The sequence below is a fragment of the Streptomyces sp. NPDC127190 genome, from assembly GCF_042672505.1.
In the GTDB taxonomy this organism is placed as follows: Bacteria; Actinomycetota; Actinomycetes; order Streptomycetales; family Streptomycetaceae; genus Streptomyces.
Window position 1 is genome coordinate 323,007 of the sequence record NZ_JBHXVE010000005.1, and the last position, 14,772, is coordinate 337,778.

Annotated in this window: 15 protein-coding genes; 5 read left to right on the forward strand and 10 right to left on the reverse strand. The window is 73.1% G+C overall.

Annotated features, from left to right (window positions below):
* From ACFVIU_RS11765 to ACFVIU_RS11780, 4 genes are all read right to left on the reverse strand, one after another.
* Window positions 1–609 (reverse strand): PadR family transcriptional regulator (locus ACFVIU_RS11765; protein ID WP_385842144.1); only part of this gene is annotated, 609 nt, incomplete at its 3' end.
* A 9-nt stretch (window positions 610–618) separates the two neighbouring features.
* On the reverse strand, window positions 619–1,170 hold the full coding sequence (locus ACFVIU_RS11770; protein WP_385842145.1) for a DinB family protein: 552 nt from the start codon (window positions 1,168–1,170) through the stop codon (window positions 619–621).
* An 85-nt stretch (window positions 1,171–1,255) separates the two neighbouring features.
* Window positions 1,256–2,716 (reverse strand): aldehyde dehydrogenase family protein, encoded by a 1,461-nt coding sequence (locus ACFVIU_RS11775; RefSeq protein ID WP_385842146.1) that lies wholly within the window; start codon window positions 2,714–2,716, stop codon window positions 1,256–1,258.
* Window positions 2,717–2,785: 69 nt separating this feature from the next.
* Window positions 2,786–3,610, reverse strand: a complete 825-nt coding sequence (locus ACFVIU_RS11780; protein WP_385842218.1) for a helix-turn-helix domain-containing protein — start codon at window positions 3,608–3,610, stop codon at window positions 2,786–2,788.
* A gap of 366 nt (window positions 3,611–3,976) precedes the next feature.
* Between ACFVIU_RS11780 and ACFVIU_RS11785 the strand changes: the two genes are divergently transcribed.
* Window positions 3,977–4,447, forward strand: a complete 471-nt coding sequence (locus ACFVIU_RS11785; protein ID WP_385842148.1) for an ATP-binding protein — start codon at window positions 3,977–3,979, stop codon at window positions 4,445–4,447.
* Between the two features lie 92 nt (window positions 4,448–4,539).
* Here ACFVIU_RS11785 and ACFVIU_RS11790 read toward each other — a convergent pair whose 3' ends face one another.
* From ACFVIU_RS11790 to ACFVIU_RS11805, 4 genes are all read right to left on the reverse strand, one after another.
* Window positions 4,540–4,809, reverse strand: coding sequence for a DUF397 domain-containing protein (locus tag ACFVIU_RS11790; protein ID WP_385842149.1), 270 nt, complete (start codon window positions 4,807–4,809; stop codon window positions 4,540–4,542).
* Window positions 4,810–4,978: 169 nt separating this feature from the next.
* The gene (locus ACFVIU_RS11795; protein ID WP_385842150.1) at window positions 4,979–5,458 is read right to left on the reverse strand and encodes an SRPBCC domain-containing protein; all 480 of its coding nucleotides are present in this window, start codon (window positions 5,456–5,458) and stop codon (window positions 4,979–4,981) included.
* Window positions 5,455–5,811 carry an ArsR/SmtB family transcription factor gene (locus ACFVIU_RS11800; RefSeq protein ID WP_385842151.1) on the reverse strand — a complete coding sequence of 119 codons (357 nt, stop codon included), beginning with the start codon at window positions 5,809–5,811 and terminating at the stop codon, window positions 5,455–5,457. The genes ACFVIU_RS11795 and ACFVIU_RS11800 overlap by 4 nt, the downstream gene beginning before the upstream one ends.
* Window positions 5,812–5,818: 7 nt before the next feature.
* Window positions 5,819–6,193 carry a VOC family protein gene (locus ACFVIU_RS11805; protein ID WP_385842152.1) on the reverse strand — a complete coding sequence of 125 codons (375 nt, stop codon included), beginning with the start codon at window positions 6,191–6,193 and terminating at the stop codon, window positions 5,819–5,821.
* 175 nt (window positions 6,194–6,368) lie between these two features.
* Here ACFVIU_RS11805 and ACFVIU_RS11810 point away from each other — a divergent pair, with 175 nt between their 5' ends.
* Together ACFVIU_RS11810 and ACFVIU_RS11815 are read left to right on the forward strand one after the other, a co-directional pair.
* On the forward strand, window positions 6,369–6,872 hold the full coding sequence (locus ACFVIU_RS11810) for a hypothetical protein (protein WP_385842153.1): 504 nt from the start codon (window positions 6,369–6,371) through the stop codon (window positions 6,870–6,872).
* Between the two features lie 125 nt (window positions 6,873–6,997).
* Window positions 6,998–7,513 carry a DUF4232 domain-containing protein gene (locus ACFVIU_RS11815; protein WP_385842154.1) on the forward strand — a complete coding sequence of 172 codons (516 nt, stop codon included), beginning with the start codon at window positions 6,998–7,000 and terminating at the stop codon, window positions 7,511–7,513.
* Between the two features lie 57 nt (window positions 7,514–7,570).
* Here ACFVIU_RS11815 and ACFVIU_RS11820 read toward each other — a convergent pair whose 3' ends face one another.
* The gene (locus tag ACFVIU_RS11820) at window positions 7,571–8,686 is read right to left on the reverse strand and encodes a DUF2786 domain-containing protein (protein WP_385842155.1); all 1,116 of its coding nucleotides are present in this window, start codon (window positions 8,684–8,686) and stop codon (window positions 7,571–7,573) included.
* Between the two features lie 183 nt (window positions 8,687–8,869).
* On the opposite strand from ACFVIU_RS11820, the gene ACFVIU_RS11825 reads away from it, so the two are divergent.
* Window positions 8,870–9,631: a Clp protease N-terminal domain-containing protein gene (locus tag ACFVIU_RS11825; RefSeq protein WP_385842156.1), complete on the forward strand. Its 762-nt coding sequence runs from the start codon at window positions 8,870–8,872 to the stop codon at window positions 9,629–9,631.
* Window positions 9,632–9,694: 63 nt separating this feature from the next.
* Window positions 9,695–11,380 (forward strand): bifunctional 3'-5' exonuclease/DNA polymerase, encoded by a 1,686-nt coding sequence (locus ACFVIU_RS11830; RefSeq protein WP_385842158.1) that lies wholly within the window; start codon window positions 9,695–9,697, stop codon window positions 11,378–11,380.
* A 126-nt stretch (window positions 11,381–11,506) separates the two neighbouring features.
* Here ACFVIU_RS11830 and ACFVIU_RS11835 read toward each other — a convergent pair whose 3' ends face one another.
* On the reverse strand, window positions 11,507–14,698 hold the full coding sequence (locus ACFVIU_RS11835) for a BTAD domain-containing putative transcriptional regulator (protein WP_385842159.1): 3,192 nt from the start codon (window positions 14,696–14,698) through the stop codon (window positions 11,507–11,509).
* Window positions 14,699–14,772 lie beyond the last annotated feature (74 nt).

The following is a 14,772-nucleotide window of genomic DNA, read 5'->3' on the forward strand; positions in this document are numbered from 1 at the left end:
AAGACCCCGCCCCCCGCCCCCGCCCCCCCGCCCGCCCCCCCCCCCCCCACCCCCCCCCCCCCCCGGGGCGCCCCCGGCGCGGTCCGGCCCGCCACACCCCCCGCCCCGGGCGCCGCCGCGGGGGGCGGGTGGCCCCATATTTTCCATGTCCCCCCGTTGGGGCCCCTGTGCCCCGGGGCGGCCGCGGGGCAGGTAGTGCCCGGCGACGGAGGCCCGCCACTCGGCGAGGCGGCGCAGGCGTTCGCGGAGCAGGTCCAGGACCTCCGCGCGGTCCAGGTCGACCATGAAGCCGAGCGCGGTGGAGAGGAGGTCGATGCCGCGGTCGTGGGTCACCAGCGCCTGTCTGAGGAGGGTGAAGTACTCCTCGGTGCCCCGCTCGGTGATCTCGTACTCCGTGCGCGGCGGCCCGCCCGCCGTGGACGGCGCGGTCTCGTGCGCGTGCAGCAGCCCCTGCTTGGCCATCTGCTTCAGCGCGTGGTAGATCGAGCCCGGCTTGGCGTTGGACCACTCGTGCGCGCCCCAGTACTCCAGGTCGTTGCGGACCTGGTAGCCGTGGGCCCGCCCGTGCCCGCGGACCGCGCCGAGCACGAGCAGACGGATCGCTGACATGCCCCCAGGTTATGGCCGCCCGGCCTGGGCCTGTGCCTCGGCCACCAGCTCGAAGGCGGTCTTGCCGTCGAGGGACTCCCGGATGATGTCGGCGTGGCCGGCGTGCCGGGCGGTCTCGCGGATGAGGTGCAGACACAGCCAGCGCAGGGAGACCCGGCCCTCCGGCGGGAACCAGGGGTCGGGCGGCAGCGGGAAGGTGTCGTCCAGGCTCGGCGCCGAGCGGATGAGCTTCTCGGTCTCGGCGGCGACCTGCTCCCAGTACGCCAGCTGCCCGGCGACCGTCTCGTCGTCGCCCAGCTGGAAGCACTCGTGCCAGTTCGACTGGTCGCGGTGGACCGCCGGGGGTTCCTGCCGAGCCCGGGCGATCCAGCTCTGCTCGACCTCGGCGACATGCTTGAGCAGGCCGCCGAGGGACAGTTCGCTGGCGCTGGGACGGGTGCGGGCCTGCTCCTCGGTGAGCCCGAGCAGGGAACGGCGGATCCCGCCCCGCTGCTCCTCCAGGAACGCCAGCAGCGCCCCTCGCTCGTCGCCCTTCGCCTCCGCCGGTACGTGCATGACCATGGCCTGCCGCCCTTCATGGGGTTCTTCCGCCTGACACGAACGACGCTACGGGCCCTTTAGGTCAGATCCTGTCCGCTGTGCGGGATCAGAACGGGAACCGGCTGCGGCCGTGCTGCACGGAGATCCACTTGAGGGTGGTGAAGGCCTCCAGCGTCGTCTCGCCGTTCAGCCGGCCGATGCCGGAGTGCTTCTCGCCGCCGAAGGGGACGAGCGGTTCGTCGTGGACCGTGCCGTCGTTCACATGGAACATGCCGGTCTCGATCCGCTGGGCGAAGGCGACACCCCGCTCGATGTCCCCCGTGTGGACGGCACCGCTGAGCCCGTACGGGGTGTCGTTGACGATCCGGACCGCCTCCTCCTCGCCGTCGAAGGGGACGAGGAAGACGACCGGGCCGAAGATCTCCTGCTGGAGCAGGGAGGAGCCGGCGGGGACGTCGGTGAGCACGGTCGGCTCGACCAGGTTGTTGTCGGTGCGGCCGCGCACCAGGGCCGTGGCGCCCTCGGCGAGCGCCTGCTCGACCGCGCCCGAGACGGCGTTGGCCTGGGTGCTGTTGATCACCGGGCCGATGACGGTCTCCGGGTCGCGCGGGTCGCCGACCTTGAGGGTGCGGACCTTGGCGACGAACTTCTCGGTGAACTCCTCGGCGACGGACGCGTCCACCAGGACCCGGTTGGCGGCCATGCAGACCTGGCCCTGGTGGACGAACCGGCTGAAGACCGCCGCGTCCACCGCGTAGTCGATGTCGGCGTCGTCCAGCACCACCAGCGCGCTGTTGCCGCCCAGTTCGAGGACCGAGCGCTTGAAGTTCGCGGCGCACACCGTGGCGACGTGCCGGCCGACCTTGTCGGAGCCGGTGAAGGAGATGACCTTCGGGATGGGGTGCTCGATGAACGCGTCGCCGATCTCGGCGATGTCGGTGACGACGACGTTGAGCAGGCCGCCGGGCAGCCCGGCCTCCTCGAAGATCCTGGCGATCAGGGTGCCGCCCGCGATCGGGGTGTTCTGGTGCGGCTTGAGGACCACGCCGTTGCCGAGCGCGAGCGCCGGGGCGACGGACTTCAGCGACAGCAGGAACGGGAAGTTGAACGGGCTGATCACGCCCACGACACCGACCGGCACCCGGTAGACACGGTTCTCCTTGCCGTCCTCCGGCGAGGGCAGGATCTTGCCCTCGGGGCGCAGCGCGAGGTGGATCGACTCGCGCAGGAACTCCTTGGCGAGGTGCAGCTCGAACCCGGCCTTCACGCGTGTGCCGCCCAGTTCCGCGATGATCAGGTCGGCTATCTCCTGCTCGCGGTCCTCGATCAGCCTGAGCGCCCGCTCGAAGACCGCGCGGCGGGCGTAGGGGTTGGTGGAGGCCCACTGCTGCTGGGCGCGGGCGGCCGCCCGGTAGGCCTGGTCCACCTCGTCGACGGTGGCCACGGTGATCGAGGCGAGCTTCTCGCCGTCGTACGGATTGAAGTCGATCACGTCCCAGGAGCCGGTACCCGGGCGCCACTCGCCGTCGATGTACTGCTGGGCCAGGTCGGTGAAGTAGGACGACATGTGATCCCTCAATCGCTAGCGGACACCAGGGCTGCGCCGGGCCTGATCACACGTCATCGTACTTATGTATCAAGAGAGTTGGAGCAGTCCCCGGAGAAGATCCCGGCTCTCGTCGGGGCCCGGGCTGTCCTGCTGGAGCTCCTTCAGCGCCTGCTCGTACTGGGTGACGTCCTCGCGCTTGTCGAGGTAGAGGGCGCTGGTCAGCTGCTCCATGTAGACCACGTCGGACAGGTCGGACTCGGGGAAGCTGAGGATGGTGAACGCGCCGCTCTCGCCGGAGTGCCCGCCGAAGCTGAACGGCATGACCTGGAGCCGCACATTGGGCCGCTCGGAGATGCCGATCAGGTGCTGGAGCTGGCCGCGCATCACCTCGCGGTCGCCGTACGGCCGGCGCAGGGCGGCCTCGTCCAGGACGATGTGCAGCTCGGGGGCGTTGGCGCCGAGCAGGTGCTTCTGCCGCTCCAAGCGCAGCGCGACCCGCCGTTCGATGTCGTCGGCGCTCGCGCCCTTCATGCCGCGCCGGACGACCGCGCGGGCGTACTCCTCGGTCTGGAGCAGGCCGTGCACGAACTGCACCTCGTACACCCGGATCAGCGAGGCCGCGCCCTCCAGGCCCACATAGGTGGGGAACCAGCTCGGCAGGACGTCCGTGTAACTGTGCCACCAGCCCGCCACGTTGGCCTCCCGGGCGAGGGACAGAAGGGACTCGCGCTCGGCCTCTTCGGTGATGCCGTAGAGCGTCAGCAGGTCTTCGACGTCTCTGGTCTTGAAGCTCACCCGGCCCAGTTCCATCCGGCTGATCTTCGACTCGGAGGCGCGGATCGAGTACCCCGCCGCCTCCCGCGTGATCCCGCGCGCTTCCCGCAGCCGCCTGAGTTGCGAGCCGAGCAGCATCCGCCGCACCACCGATCCGGGCTCTCCCGCGCTCACCTTCGCCAGCCTCCCCAACCGTCCTCAGGGCCCGCAGTCTGCCACTAAAACACTCCGAGCAGTACTCGCACGGTTACGGAAACGGAAAGAGGTCGGCCGTTTCCGCTCGGTCATGACGGGGCAGAGGTCGTGACCTCTGGCGGAACAGGCCGTCAACATGGCGGAAAAAATGGCCAAGAAGCGGTACGGGCAAACTCATTTCGGTCACGTGCACGTGCATCTGCCCTTGCATCTGCTCTTCGCATCCGAAACCATGGTCCCGCACCACCGCCGCATCGCTACGACCGCGAATTACCGGGAGTGCCTCGCATGGGGACGAATGGATCGACCATGCTCAAGCCGTTACGGCAGGGCCTTCCGCCGCTGGATCCCGCGGCCGTGTCCGATGCCGCCTCCTGTTCCCTCCCCGCCCGCTACGAAGCGGTGCGCGAGGCGCGGCACTTCACCCGCGGCACGCTCGACCAGTGGGACGTCGGCGACCGCTTCGACGACATATGCCTGGTCGTCTCCGAACTCGTCACCAACGCCCTGCGCCATGCGCTGCCCGACGCGGCGGGCACCGAGCAGCAGTCCTCGGTACGGCTGCACCTGATGCGCTGGGCGGAGCGGCTGGTGTGCGCGGTGCGCGACCCGAGCCATGAGACGCCGGTGCCGGGCGACTCGGACGACTTCTCGGCCGAGTCGGGCCGGGGCCTGTTCCTGGTCGACTCCTTCGCCGACAGCTGGGGCTGGCACCCGCTCGCCGGCACGCTCGACGGCAAGGTCGTCTGGGCGATGTTCCGGCTGGACACGGCGGCCTGAGAGCACGCGCCGCACCGCCGCCGACAGCCCGGGCGGCCGTTCCGACATCGTTGCCACCCGAGAACACCGGCGCCCCACGGACCTTCAGGACGCTACGACCCGACCAGGTGGTCGAACTCCCCGTCCTTGACACCGAGAAGCATGGCCTCGATCTCCGCCCGCGTGTAGACGAGCGCCGGTCCGTCCGGGAAGCGCGAGTTGCGTACGGCGACATCGCCGCCGGGCAGTCGCGCGAACTCCACACAGGATCCCTGCGAGTTGCTGTGCCTGCTCTTCTGCCAGGCCACTCCGTCCAGCTGCGTGGCAGCCATGCCGTTGTACACGTCGTACCCCCCGTACACGCCGTCAACGTCGCGGTCCACAGGTCGCTCCCCGCTGGTGCACTGGCTGGTGTGGCCATAGATGCTGTAGTCAACTGTTCCGGATCATAGCTGTGTTCACGTGCAGCCGCATGAGCAGATGCACGTGCACGCGGGGTGTTCCTCCGGTTACAGCTTTGACGTCCGCTTTACCGAAACCGGACCGGCATCCTCACCGGAGCCGCTCCAGCACCTGCCCCAGAGCGGGCAGGACACGCCCGCGCCAGCCGCCACCCATGATGGTGTGGGCCAGTAGCTGCGCCGGGTCGTCCGGATCGAACCCCTCGTGCACAAGGAAGAGACGCGTACCGCGCCCTTCCTGTTCCAGGGTCCAGGTGATCGTCCAGTCGGCGGGATTGGCGGGATCGGCATCCGTCCACCGGACGCACAGCATCCGCTCGGTGTCGTAGGCCAGGACCTGCGCCTCTACGACGCCCGAGAACGCCGTGCGGGGACGCGGGACGGAGGTCATCCGGTACCGGTGCCCCACCTCCAGCCGGAAGTCCTCGGCGCCGGGCATCTGCCACCGGGCGAGCAGCTCCGGGTCGGTCAGGGCGCGCCAGACCTTGGCGGGCGGGTGCGGGAAGAACTGGTCGACGCGGAGGGTCGTCAGATCGTCGTCGGGTGCGGTGGCGTCGGGTTCGGTGCTCATGAGGGGTGATCGTCGGGCATCCGGTCGAGCAGATCGCCGAGGCCCTTCAGCTGTGCGCGCCAGAACCGCTCGTACGGATGGAGCCAGTCCTGCACCTCGGCGAGCGGGGCGGCCCGCAGGCGGTAGATGCGCTGCCGGCCGGAGCGCTGCTCGGCGACGAGGCCGGCCTCCCGGAGCACCTTGAGGTGTTCCGACAGGCTCGGTCGGCGCATGTCGAAGTGGTCGGCCAGGGCCTGGACGGGCTGCGGACCGCGCTCGCGCAGCAGCCGCAGCACCTCACGGCGGGTGGCGTTGGCGAGCGCGGCGAAGACGCGGTCCTCCGCGGTGGTGCCCGTCCCGGTCCCGGTGCTCATGGCGTGGTCAGCGGCCTTCCTTCTCCGTCAGCAGCATCAGACCGTTGCCGTCCGGGTCCCGGAAGGAGGCCATCCGGCCCCAGGGGAGCTCGTCCGGGCCCCGCACCTCGGTGCCCGCCGCGGCGAGCCGCGCGCAGTCGGTGTCGACATCGGTCGTCGCCAACATGATCCCCCGCGCCGAACCGGGCTCGAAATCCCCCATCCCGGGCCCGGCGAGCGTGAAGACGGTCTGCGCCCCCGCGGGCGCGACCTGGAGCCAGCGCCCCTGCGGCAGGTGCAGGTCGGCGGTCACCTCGAAGCCGAGGACGTCCCGGTAGAAGGCCAGGGCGCGGTCCTGGTCGGCGACGGGAAGAGTGACGAAGGAGGCGTGCGTGATGGTCATACCGGCGACGATAGGTAGGCATTCACCTACCAGTCAAGCGTAGGGAAATACCTACCTGTTTTCTGCCTCACATCGGATTCCTGCCCGGTGTACGCGAGCCCTCCCGGTGCCGTGCGATAGCTTGCTGCGGGCCGTCCGGCCGACGACATTCCGCACGACAGCTTGGGAGCTTCCGGTGGGTTCTGACACTGCTTCCGCGGCCGCCCGGGCGCGGACCGCGGCCGTCGCCGCAGGTCTGGTGGGTGCGCTGGCCGCGCTGACCGGGTGCGGGGGCGGCGGCTCGACGAGCGGCTCCTCGGCCACGCCGAGCGCCACCGCCTCCCCCACCGGCACCTCGGCCTCCGGCTCGGTGACCGGCGCCTCCGGCAAGCTCCAGGGCAGCTGGATCACCACGAACGGCGGCACGATCGTGGCCCTGGTGATCAGCGACCGGAAGGCCGGGCTCTTCGTGACCGGCCAGAAGAGCTGGTGCCAGGGCACGGCGGGCGAGGAGTCGGGGATGCAGATGATCCATCTGACCTGCCCCGACGGCGACAAGGAGCGGGTCACCGGCATGGTCGACTCGGTGAGCGGTACGGCGATGAAGGTGACCTGGTCGGGCAAGGCCGGCCAGGAGACGTACACCAAGGCGGAGGGCGGCAAGCTGCCGACCGCGCCGCCGGCCCGGCTGAAGGGCTGACAGCTCCGCCGCCGCGGCCCCGGCAAACCACCTGAAGCGGTGATTCGGCAGGGGCGCGCGCACGGGGGCCGGGCGCAGGCGCCATGATGCAAGGGCACCGTCACGACCTCGATGGGACCTGCCTCATGCGCGCCATGCCGCTCACCGTCTCCGTTCTCGCCGCCGCCGTCCTGCTGACCGCCTGCAACGGCGGCGGTGGCACGAGCGGGAGCAAGAACAGCTCGGCCTGCGCGATCGGCACCGTCTCCGTCCAGGTGGGAGCGGCGAGCGTGGCCCCCAGCGCGGGTGACACGGGTGAGATCCCGGTGAGCATCACCAACCAGAGCGCGCCCTGCACCCTGGACCACTTCCCCGGCGTCACCCTGGAGCAGCAGGGCGTCTCCGCGAAGCTGTCCGCCCAGAAGGGTGCGAAGGCGCAGAAGCTGAAGCTCGCCAAGGGCGACTCCGCGACCTTCACGATCACCTATGTGCGCGGCAAGGAGGGCGACCCGGGCAGCCTCGCGGCCACGGCGATGAAGGTCTCCCTGCCGGGCTCCGACACCGTGCAGAGCTTCCCCTGGAAGTACGGTCCGGTCGCCGGCCAGGTCGGCCGGAGCCACCCGAACGCCTCCGTCAGCGCCTTCCAGCAGGTCGGCGACTGACCCCCGGCGGGCGCCGGGGGCCCTCCGTGCCCGGGCGCCGGGGGCCCTTCGTGCGCCTCATTCGAGCCGGCGGCGGGCTCTGACCTGGGCCTGGTCCGCCGCCCGTGCGCCCTCCGCCCAGCCCGCGGCGTCGCTCACCCCGCGCAGCCGGGTCGTGGTGGTCTCCGGGAACATGCGCTCCAGGCGGCCGGTCACGGCTATCGCGCGGGTGGCCAGCACCGGCAGCAGGTCCTGGGTGACCTGGGTCTCGGCCGCGGCCGCGAGCCGGTCGCCCACGCGGTGGGCGTAGGCCGCGAGGAACGACTGTCTGAAGGTCTTGGTCCGCTTGCGCCCGCCGGCGCGCTGGGCGGCCTCCGCCTTGGTCATCGCGTGCGTGGCCTGCACCAGCAGGGAGGTGTAGAGCAGCTCGACCGCCTCCAGGTCCGCCTCGAAGCCGACGACCGTGGAGAAGCCGAACGGTTCGTTCCACACCGCGCGGCAGTGGTTGGCCGTCGCCACGGCGTCCAGCAGGACCGCCTTGGCCTGTTCGTACGGCGGCTCGACGCCGATCCGGCAGGCGCCGGGGGCGTCCGGGGCGGGCGCCTCGGCGGCGAGCAGCGCCTCGTCGATGCTGTGCCGGGCCATCAGCTCCTGGGCCTTGGCGCTGAGCGCCTCCGCCTCCTCCGGATACCCGGTCGCCTCGGCCTTGGCGAGCAGGGCGCGGATCCGGGCGAGCATGCGGGAGGCCGCCGGGGCCGTGGCGTGCGGGCGGGGGCGCTCCTCCTCCAGGGGCTCCAGCGCGGGCAGGCGGAGCAGCAGGCGGTACAGCTCCAGGACCGCCGTGGCGTGCGCGAAGCGGTCGCCCGGGCGCGCCGGGTCCCCGGGCAGGGCCGCCAGCTGTCCGGCCCAGCGGTGGCCGCGCGGCCGGTCCCGGCCGGACTGCGCCCGGATCAGCGCGGCGGCCAGCCGCACATGCGGGTCGTCCAGCTCGCGGCGCACCAGCCGTACGACGTCGGCGGGCTGCCAGCCGCGCTGCCAGGCCGTGGCGACGAACTCCTCGCCGCGCCGGTCGAGTTCGGCATCGGCGGCGGGGTCGGCGGCGAGCAGGGAGGCACCGGTGTCGAGGCCGGTGTCGGTGTCGTCGTAGAGGGCGGCGCGGAAGGCGCGCTCAACGGTGGCGGCGGGGCTGGTCACGCTGTCGATCGTGCCACGGCCCGCCGACGGTACCGGATCGCTGTCCACAGCCTGTGGACAGCGGCGGGCGCACAAGCAGCGGCCCCGGCGGCGGCGTCCCATTGTCCGAGTGCGGCGCTCGGGCGCGAAACCGACTGTCAACCATTGGTTGACATGTCGGGGGGTGCAACCTACGGTTGACACATGGCGACCCATCCGAACATCACGGCATCCGTACGCCTCGACGACCTCATCGAGGCCATCAAGAAGGTCCACGCCGAACCCCTCGAACAGCTCCAGGACGCGGTGATCGCCGCCGATCACCTCGGCGACGTGGCCGACCACCTGATCGGCCACTTCGTCGACCAGGCCCGCCGCTCGGGCGCGTCCTGGACCGAGATCGGCAAGAGCATGGGCGTGACCCGGCAGGCGGCGCAGAAGCGGTTCGTGCCGAAGGAGTCCGTCGACCTCGACCCCAGCCAGGGGTTCAGCCGGTACACCCCGCGCGCGGCGAACGTGGTCATGGCCGCGCACAACGAGGCGGTGGCCGCCCGCAACCCCGAGGGCCGCCCCGAGCACCTGGTCCTCGGCCTGCTGAGCGAGCCGGACGGCCTGGCCGGGAAGGCGGTCACCGCACAGGGCGTACCGCTGGACGCCGTACGGCAGGCGGCGACCGCCGCGCTGCCGCCGGCCGCGGACGAGGTCCCCGACCTGATCCCCTACGGCCCCGAAGCCAAGAAGGTCCTGGAACTCACCTTCCGCGAGGCGCTCCGGCTCGGCCACAACTACATCGGCACCGAGCACATCCTGCTGGCGCTCCTGGAGCACGAGAACGGCCAGGGCGTACTCAGCGGCCTCGGCATCACCAAGCCCGCGACCGAGGAGTACGTCGGCACGGTGCTGGCGATGCTGCGGGAGTCCCAGAAGGTCGAGGCCGAGCCCCCGGCCGACGGCGCCGGTTCCTGACCCGCAGAGCGGGAAACCCGCAGGTCAGGAGCATTGTCAGAGCCGCCTGCCACACTCGCAGTCATGACCGACCGGTGGGCTCTCGCACCGGCCGAGGACGGTGGCGTGGAGCTCGCCCCCCTCGGCCCGGACGGGCTGCCCGCCGGGCCGGTGCGGCGGGAGAGCGATCTCGCCGCGGCGGTGCGGAGCCGCCCGGAGGTCACGCGCTGGGTGTGGCGGTCGACCCCCGAGGTCTACCCGCGTCTGCTCGCCACGGGGGTGCGAGTGGAGCGGTGCTACGACATCGAGGACGCCGAGACCCTCCTGCTGGGCCACGAGGGGCGGCACGGCGAGCCACGCTCGGCCGCCGCCGCCCTGGCCCGCCTCCGCGGCGGCCCCGTACCGCCCGACCCGCCGCAGCGCGCGGCCGAACCGGGCGCCCAGTCCCCGCTGTTCGAGCCGGCCGGCAGCCGGCTGCCGCTGACCGACCTGCTCGCGGTCTACGCCGACCAGCAGCGGCGGCACGACCGGACCGCCCAGCCCGACCGGATGCGGCTGCTGACCGCCGCCGAGTCCGCCGGGATGCTGGTGGCCGCCGAGATGAACCACGCGGGCCTGCCCTGGAGCGCCGAGGTCCACCGCGAGCTGCTGCACCGGCTGCTCGGCGAGCGGTATCCGGGCGGCGGCGAGCCGCGCCGCCTCGCCGAACTGGCGGACCAGGTGTCCGCCGCCTTCGGCCGCCGGGTCCGGCCCGATCTGCCCGCCGACGTGATCAAGGCCTTCGCCCAGGCCGGGATCAAGGTCGGGTCCACCCGCCGCTGGGAGATCCAGTCCGTGGACCACCCGGCCGTGGCACCGCTGCTGGAGTACAAGAAGCTGTACCGCATCTGGGTGGCGCACGGCTGGTCCTGGCTCCAGGACTGGGTGCGCGACGGCCGTTTCCGTCCCGAGTTCCTGGCCGGCGGCACGGTCACCGGGCGCTGGGTGACCAACGGCGGGGGCGGTCTCCAGATCCCGAAGGTGATCCGCCGCGCCGTGGTCGCCGACCCCGGCTGGCGGCTGGTGGTGGCCGACGCCGACCAGATGGAGCCGCGGGTGCTGGCCGCGATCTCCCGCGACCCCGGGCTGATGGAGGTCGCCGGCCGCGCGAGCGACCTCTACCAGTCCGTCTCCGAGCGCGCCTTCTCCGGCGACCGCGACCAGGCCAAGATCGCCGTCCTCGGCGCGGTCTACGGCCAGACGTCCGGCGACGGCCTGAAGAACCTCGCCGCGCTGCGCCGCCGCTTCCCGAAGGCGGTCGCCTATGTCGACGAGGCCGCCCGCGCGGGCGAGGAGGGCCGGCTGGTCCGCACCTGGCTGGGCCGGACCTGCCCGCCCGCGGCCGGGTCCGGCGAGGACACGGCGGAGGAGGCGGGCATCCCGGTCGGCGACGACGACACCGGGGCCCCGCCCTGGTCCACCGGCCAGAGCTCCTCCAGCTCCCGCGCGCGGGGCCGCTTCACCCGCAACTTCGTCGTCCAGGGCAGCGCCGCCGACTGGGCCCTGCTGCTGCTCGCCGCGCTGCGCCGGACCCTGTGGGACATGGCGGCCGAGCTGGTGTTCTTCCAACACGACGAGGTGATCGTGCACTGCCCCGCCGAGGAGGCCGAGACCGTCGTCCGGGCCATCAGCGACGCCGCCGACCTCGCCGGCCGGCTGACCTTCGGCGAGACACCGGTGCGGTTTCCGTTCACCACAGCGGTGGTGGAGTGCTATGCGGACGCCAAGTGAGAGGCCACGGGGGTGACTTCAGTGCTCCAGCAGTCCTCAGCGCTCCAGCAGTCCCCAGTGCTCCAGGAGTCCCCAGTGCTCCAGGAGCCCTCAGTGGTCCAGGAGCCCTCAGTGGTCCAGGAGCCCTCAGTGGTCCAGGAGTTCGCGCAGCTCCGCCACCACCGCCTGCGCGTCCGTGCCGACCAGCGCCGTGAGCGCCCCGCGCCAGGCGTCGTCCGCCTCCGCCCGCCGCCCCTGCTCGCTCAGCAGCAGCCCGTGCTGGTGGCGGGCCAGGCCGCCCATGTAGCGGTCGGCGCGGGCGTCCGCCCGGTGCAGCAGCTCCGCGCACTCGTCGGCCGCCCGCTCGGTCTCCCCCAGCCCCCGCAGCGCGCGGACCAGGCCGAGCCGGGTCTGGGACTCGCCGTGCCAGTCGCCGTGGCCGCCGAGGATGCGCAGACTCTCCTCGAAGTGCCGCGCCGCGGCGGCGGGTTCCCCGAGGGTGAGATGGGCGTACCCGATGTTGCAGTGCGCCGAGTGCTGCACGATGACCGCGCCGATCTCGTCCCCGATCGCCAGCGAGCGCCGGTGCTGCTCGATGGCGGCGCGCGGGTCGGTGTGCTCGTAGAGGTTGCCGAGGTGGCTGTGGGTGACGGCCTCGCCGTACGGGTCGTTGAGCTGCCGCGAGTAGGCGAGGCTCTGCCGCAGCGCCTCCCCGGACTCCTCGAAGCGTCCGAGGCCCTCCAGCAGCAGCCCCCGGTTGTTCAGACAGCGCCGGATCCTGGAGGCCCGGCCGAGCCGCCGCCAGATGTCCAGGGACTGGTCGGTGAGGGTGAGGGCGTCGTTCTGCCGCCCGGTCAGGAAGTACAGGCCGGCGAGGTCACCGAGGGCGTAGGCCTCGGCCGCCGGGTCCCCGAGCCGGCGCGCCGTGCCGAGCGCGGCCTGCCCGAGCACCTCCATCTCGGCGACCCGGCCGCCGCGCTGCACATAGGGGAAGAGCAGCCGCGCCAGCGCCGAGAGATGCGCGGCCCGGCGCGGGTCGTCGGTGTCCGCGTTCCGCTCCACCAGGGCGACGACGTTCTCCAGCTCCCCCTCGCCCCAGGCGAAGGCGTCCTCGGCGGACTCGAAGGGCGGCACCCCGGCCACGTCCGCGGCGTGCTCCGGCGGCTGCGCGGAGGTCGGCCGCCGCCGGTCCTCCAGATCGAGTCCCGGCTCCACGACGGCCGTCAGCACCCGTTCGGCGACGGCGGCGTACCAGCGCAGGGCGGCGAGGTCGGGAGCGGTCTCCGGGGGCGTTGCCGCGGTCGTCTCCGCCAGTTCGCGGGCGAAGTCGCGGACCAGGTCGTGCGGGGTGTAACGGCCGTACGCCGTCTCCTCCAGGAGGGCCACGTCGACCAGGCGGTCCAGGGCGGCCTCGGCGCGGCGCTCGTCGGTGCCGGTGAGCCGGGCGATCAGCGGGGCGCCGTAGGTCGGCAGATCGAGCGCGCCGATGCGGCGCAGCGCCCGTGCGGCGTCGTGGTCGGCCTCGCGCCCGGCGGCGGCGAGCGCGTCATGGGCCACGGCCAGGGAGCGCCGGACGCTCAGGTCGTCGTACTCCAGGTGGTGCAGCCGGCCGCCGGTCGCGGCCAGTTGGCCCGCCAGCACCTCCGGGGTGAGCGCGCGGCGGGCGGCGAGCCGGGCGGCGACGACGCGCAGCGCCAGCGGCAGCCGGCCGGTCAGCTCGACCAGGGCGTGCCCGGCGTCCAGCCCCTCGCGTCCGCTCACCGCGCGCAGCAGGGCCGCGCTGTCCTCGCCGGTCAGCGGGGAGAGCGGGAAGCGCCGGGCGCCGTCGAGGGCGGTCAGCGGGGAGCGGCTGGTGACGATCACCGCACAGCCCGGCCCGGCCGGCAGCAGGGGCCGTACCTGGGCCGCGTTCGCCGCGTCGTCCAGCACCAGCAGGATGCGCGCCGGGGCGAGCAGGGAGCGGAGCAGGGCGGCCGCCGCGTCGGGGTGTTCGGGGATGTTCCGGGGCTCGGCGCCGAGGTCCCGCAGCAGCGCGGCCAGCGCCTGGACCGGGCTGAGCGGGGTCATGCCGGGAGTGGCGCCGTGCAGGTTGACGTAGAGCTGGCCGTCGGGGAAGCGCTCCCGCAGGGCGTGGGCGACATGCAGGGCGAGGGCGCTCTTGCCGACGCCCGCCATCCCGCTGATCACCGCGACGGCGGGTGCCGGGGCGGGCGGCTCGGTCAGCGCGTGGCACAGCCGGCGGCTCACCTCGACCCGGCCGGTGAAGTGCGCCGGCGGGGCGGGGAGCTGGGCGGGCCGCGGGGTCTGCCGGGCGGCCGCCTGCGCGGGGGCGGCGGACGGCGGCGCCGCTTCGCCGACGGGCACCGAGGCTCCGGCGGGCGCGTCCGTCTCCTGCGCCTCGGCAGCCGGGCGCCGCTGGTCGGCGGGGTGCTCCTCCGGGTGCCGCGGCTCCCCGGCCGACGCGGCCTCCTCGCCCCGCAGCACCTCCACATGGGCGTCGCGGACGGCCGGGCCGGGCTCGATGCCGAGTTCCTCGACCAGGCGGGTGCGCAGGTCGCGGTGGACGGCGAGCGCCTCGGCCTGGCGTCCGGTGCGGTGCAGGGCGAGCATCAGCTGGCGGTGGTACGCCTCGCGCAGCGGATGCTCGGTGACGAGCGCCGCCAGCTCCGGGACGAGCGCCGCCAGCCGGGCGCCGCCGAGGGCGAGTTCGGCCTCGTAGCGCCACTCCAGCAGGAGCAGCCGGGCCTCTTCCAGGCGCTGTACGAGGGCATAGCCGCCGAGGTCGGTGGGGAGCCCGCTGAGCGGGGTGCCGCGCCACAGCCCGAGCGCGGCCACGCAGGCGCGTACGACACCGGGCCAGTCGCGGCGGCCGTGCGCGGCGCGGGCCTCGGCGACCCGGGCGTCGAAGACGTGGATGTCCAGCTCGCCGTGGTCGACGCGGAGCAGATAGCCGGGCGGTACGGCCCGCAGCCGCTCGGGGTCGTCCAGCAGCCGGCGCAGCCGGGCGACGTGGTTGTGCAGGGAGGCCTGCGCGGAGACGGGGGGTGCCCCGCCCCACAGGGCGTCCTTCAGGGAGTCGACCGACACGACCCGGCCCGGCTCCAGCAGCAGGGCCGCGAGCAGGGCCCGCACCTTGGGGCTGCCGATGGACCGGATGGGCTCGTCGGCGCTGTGGGGTGACGCCTCGTACGGCCCGCCGTGAGCGTCTTCGTAAGAGCCCTCCTGCGCGTCCCTGTGCGACTCCTCGGACGGCTCCTCGGACGACTCGCCGTACGGCCGTACGTCGTACAGGACCGGCGGCCCCAGCAGTCCGAACCGGAGCGTGCACCGCCGCCGCATCACGCCGCTCCACTGCCTTCCCGCCCGGTCGTCCCTGACCGCGCTCCGCGGCGGGCGCGTGCCCGCCGTTCCCT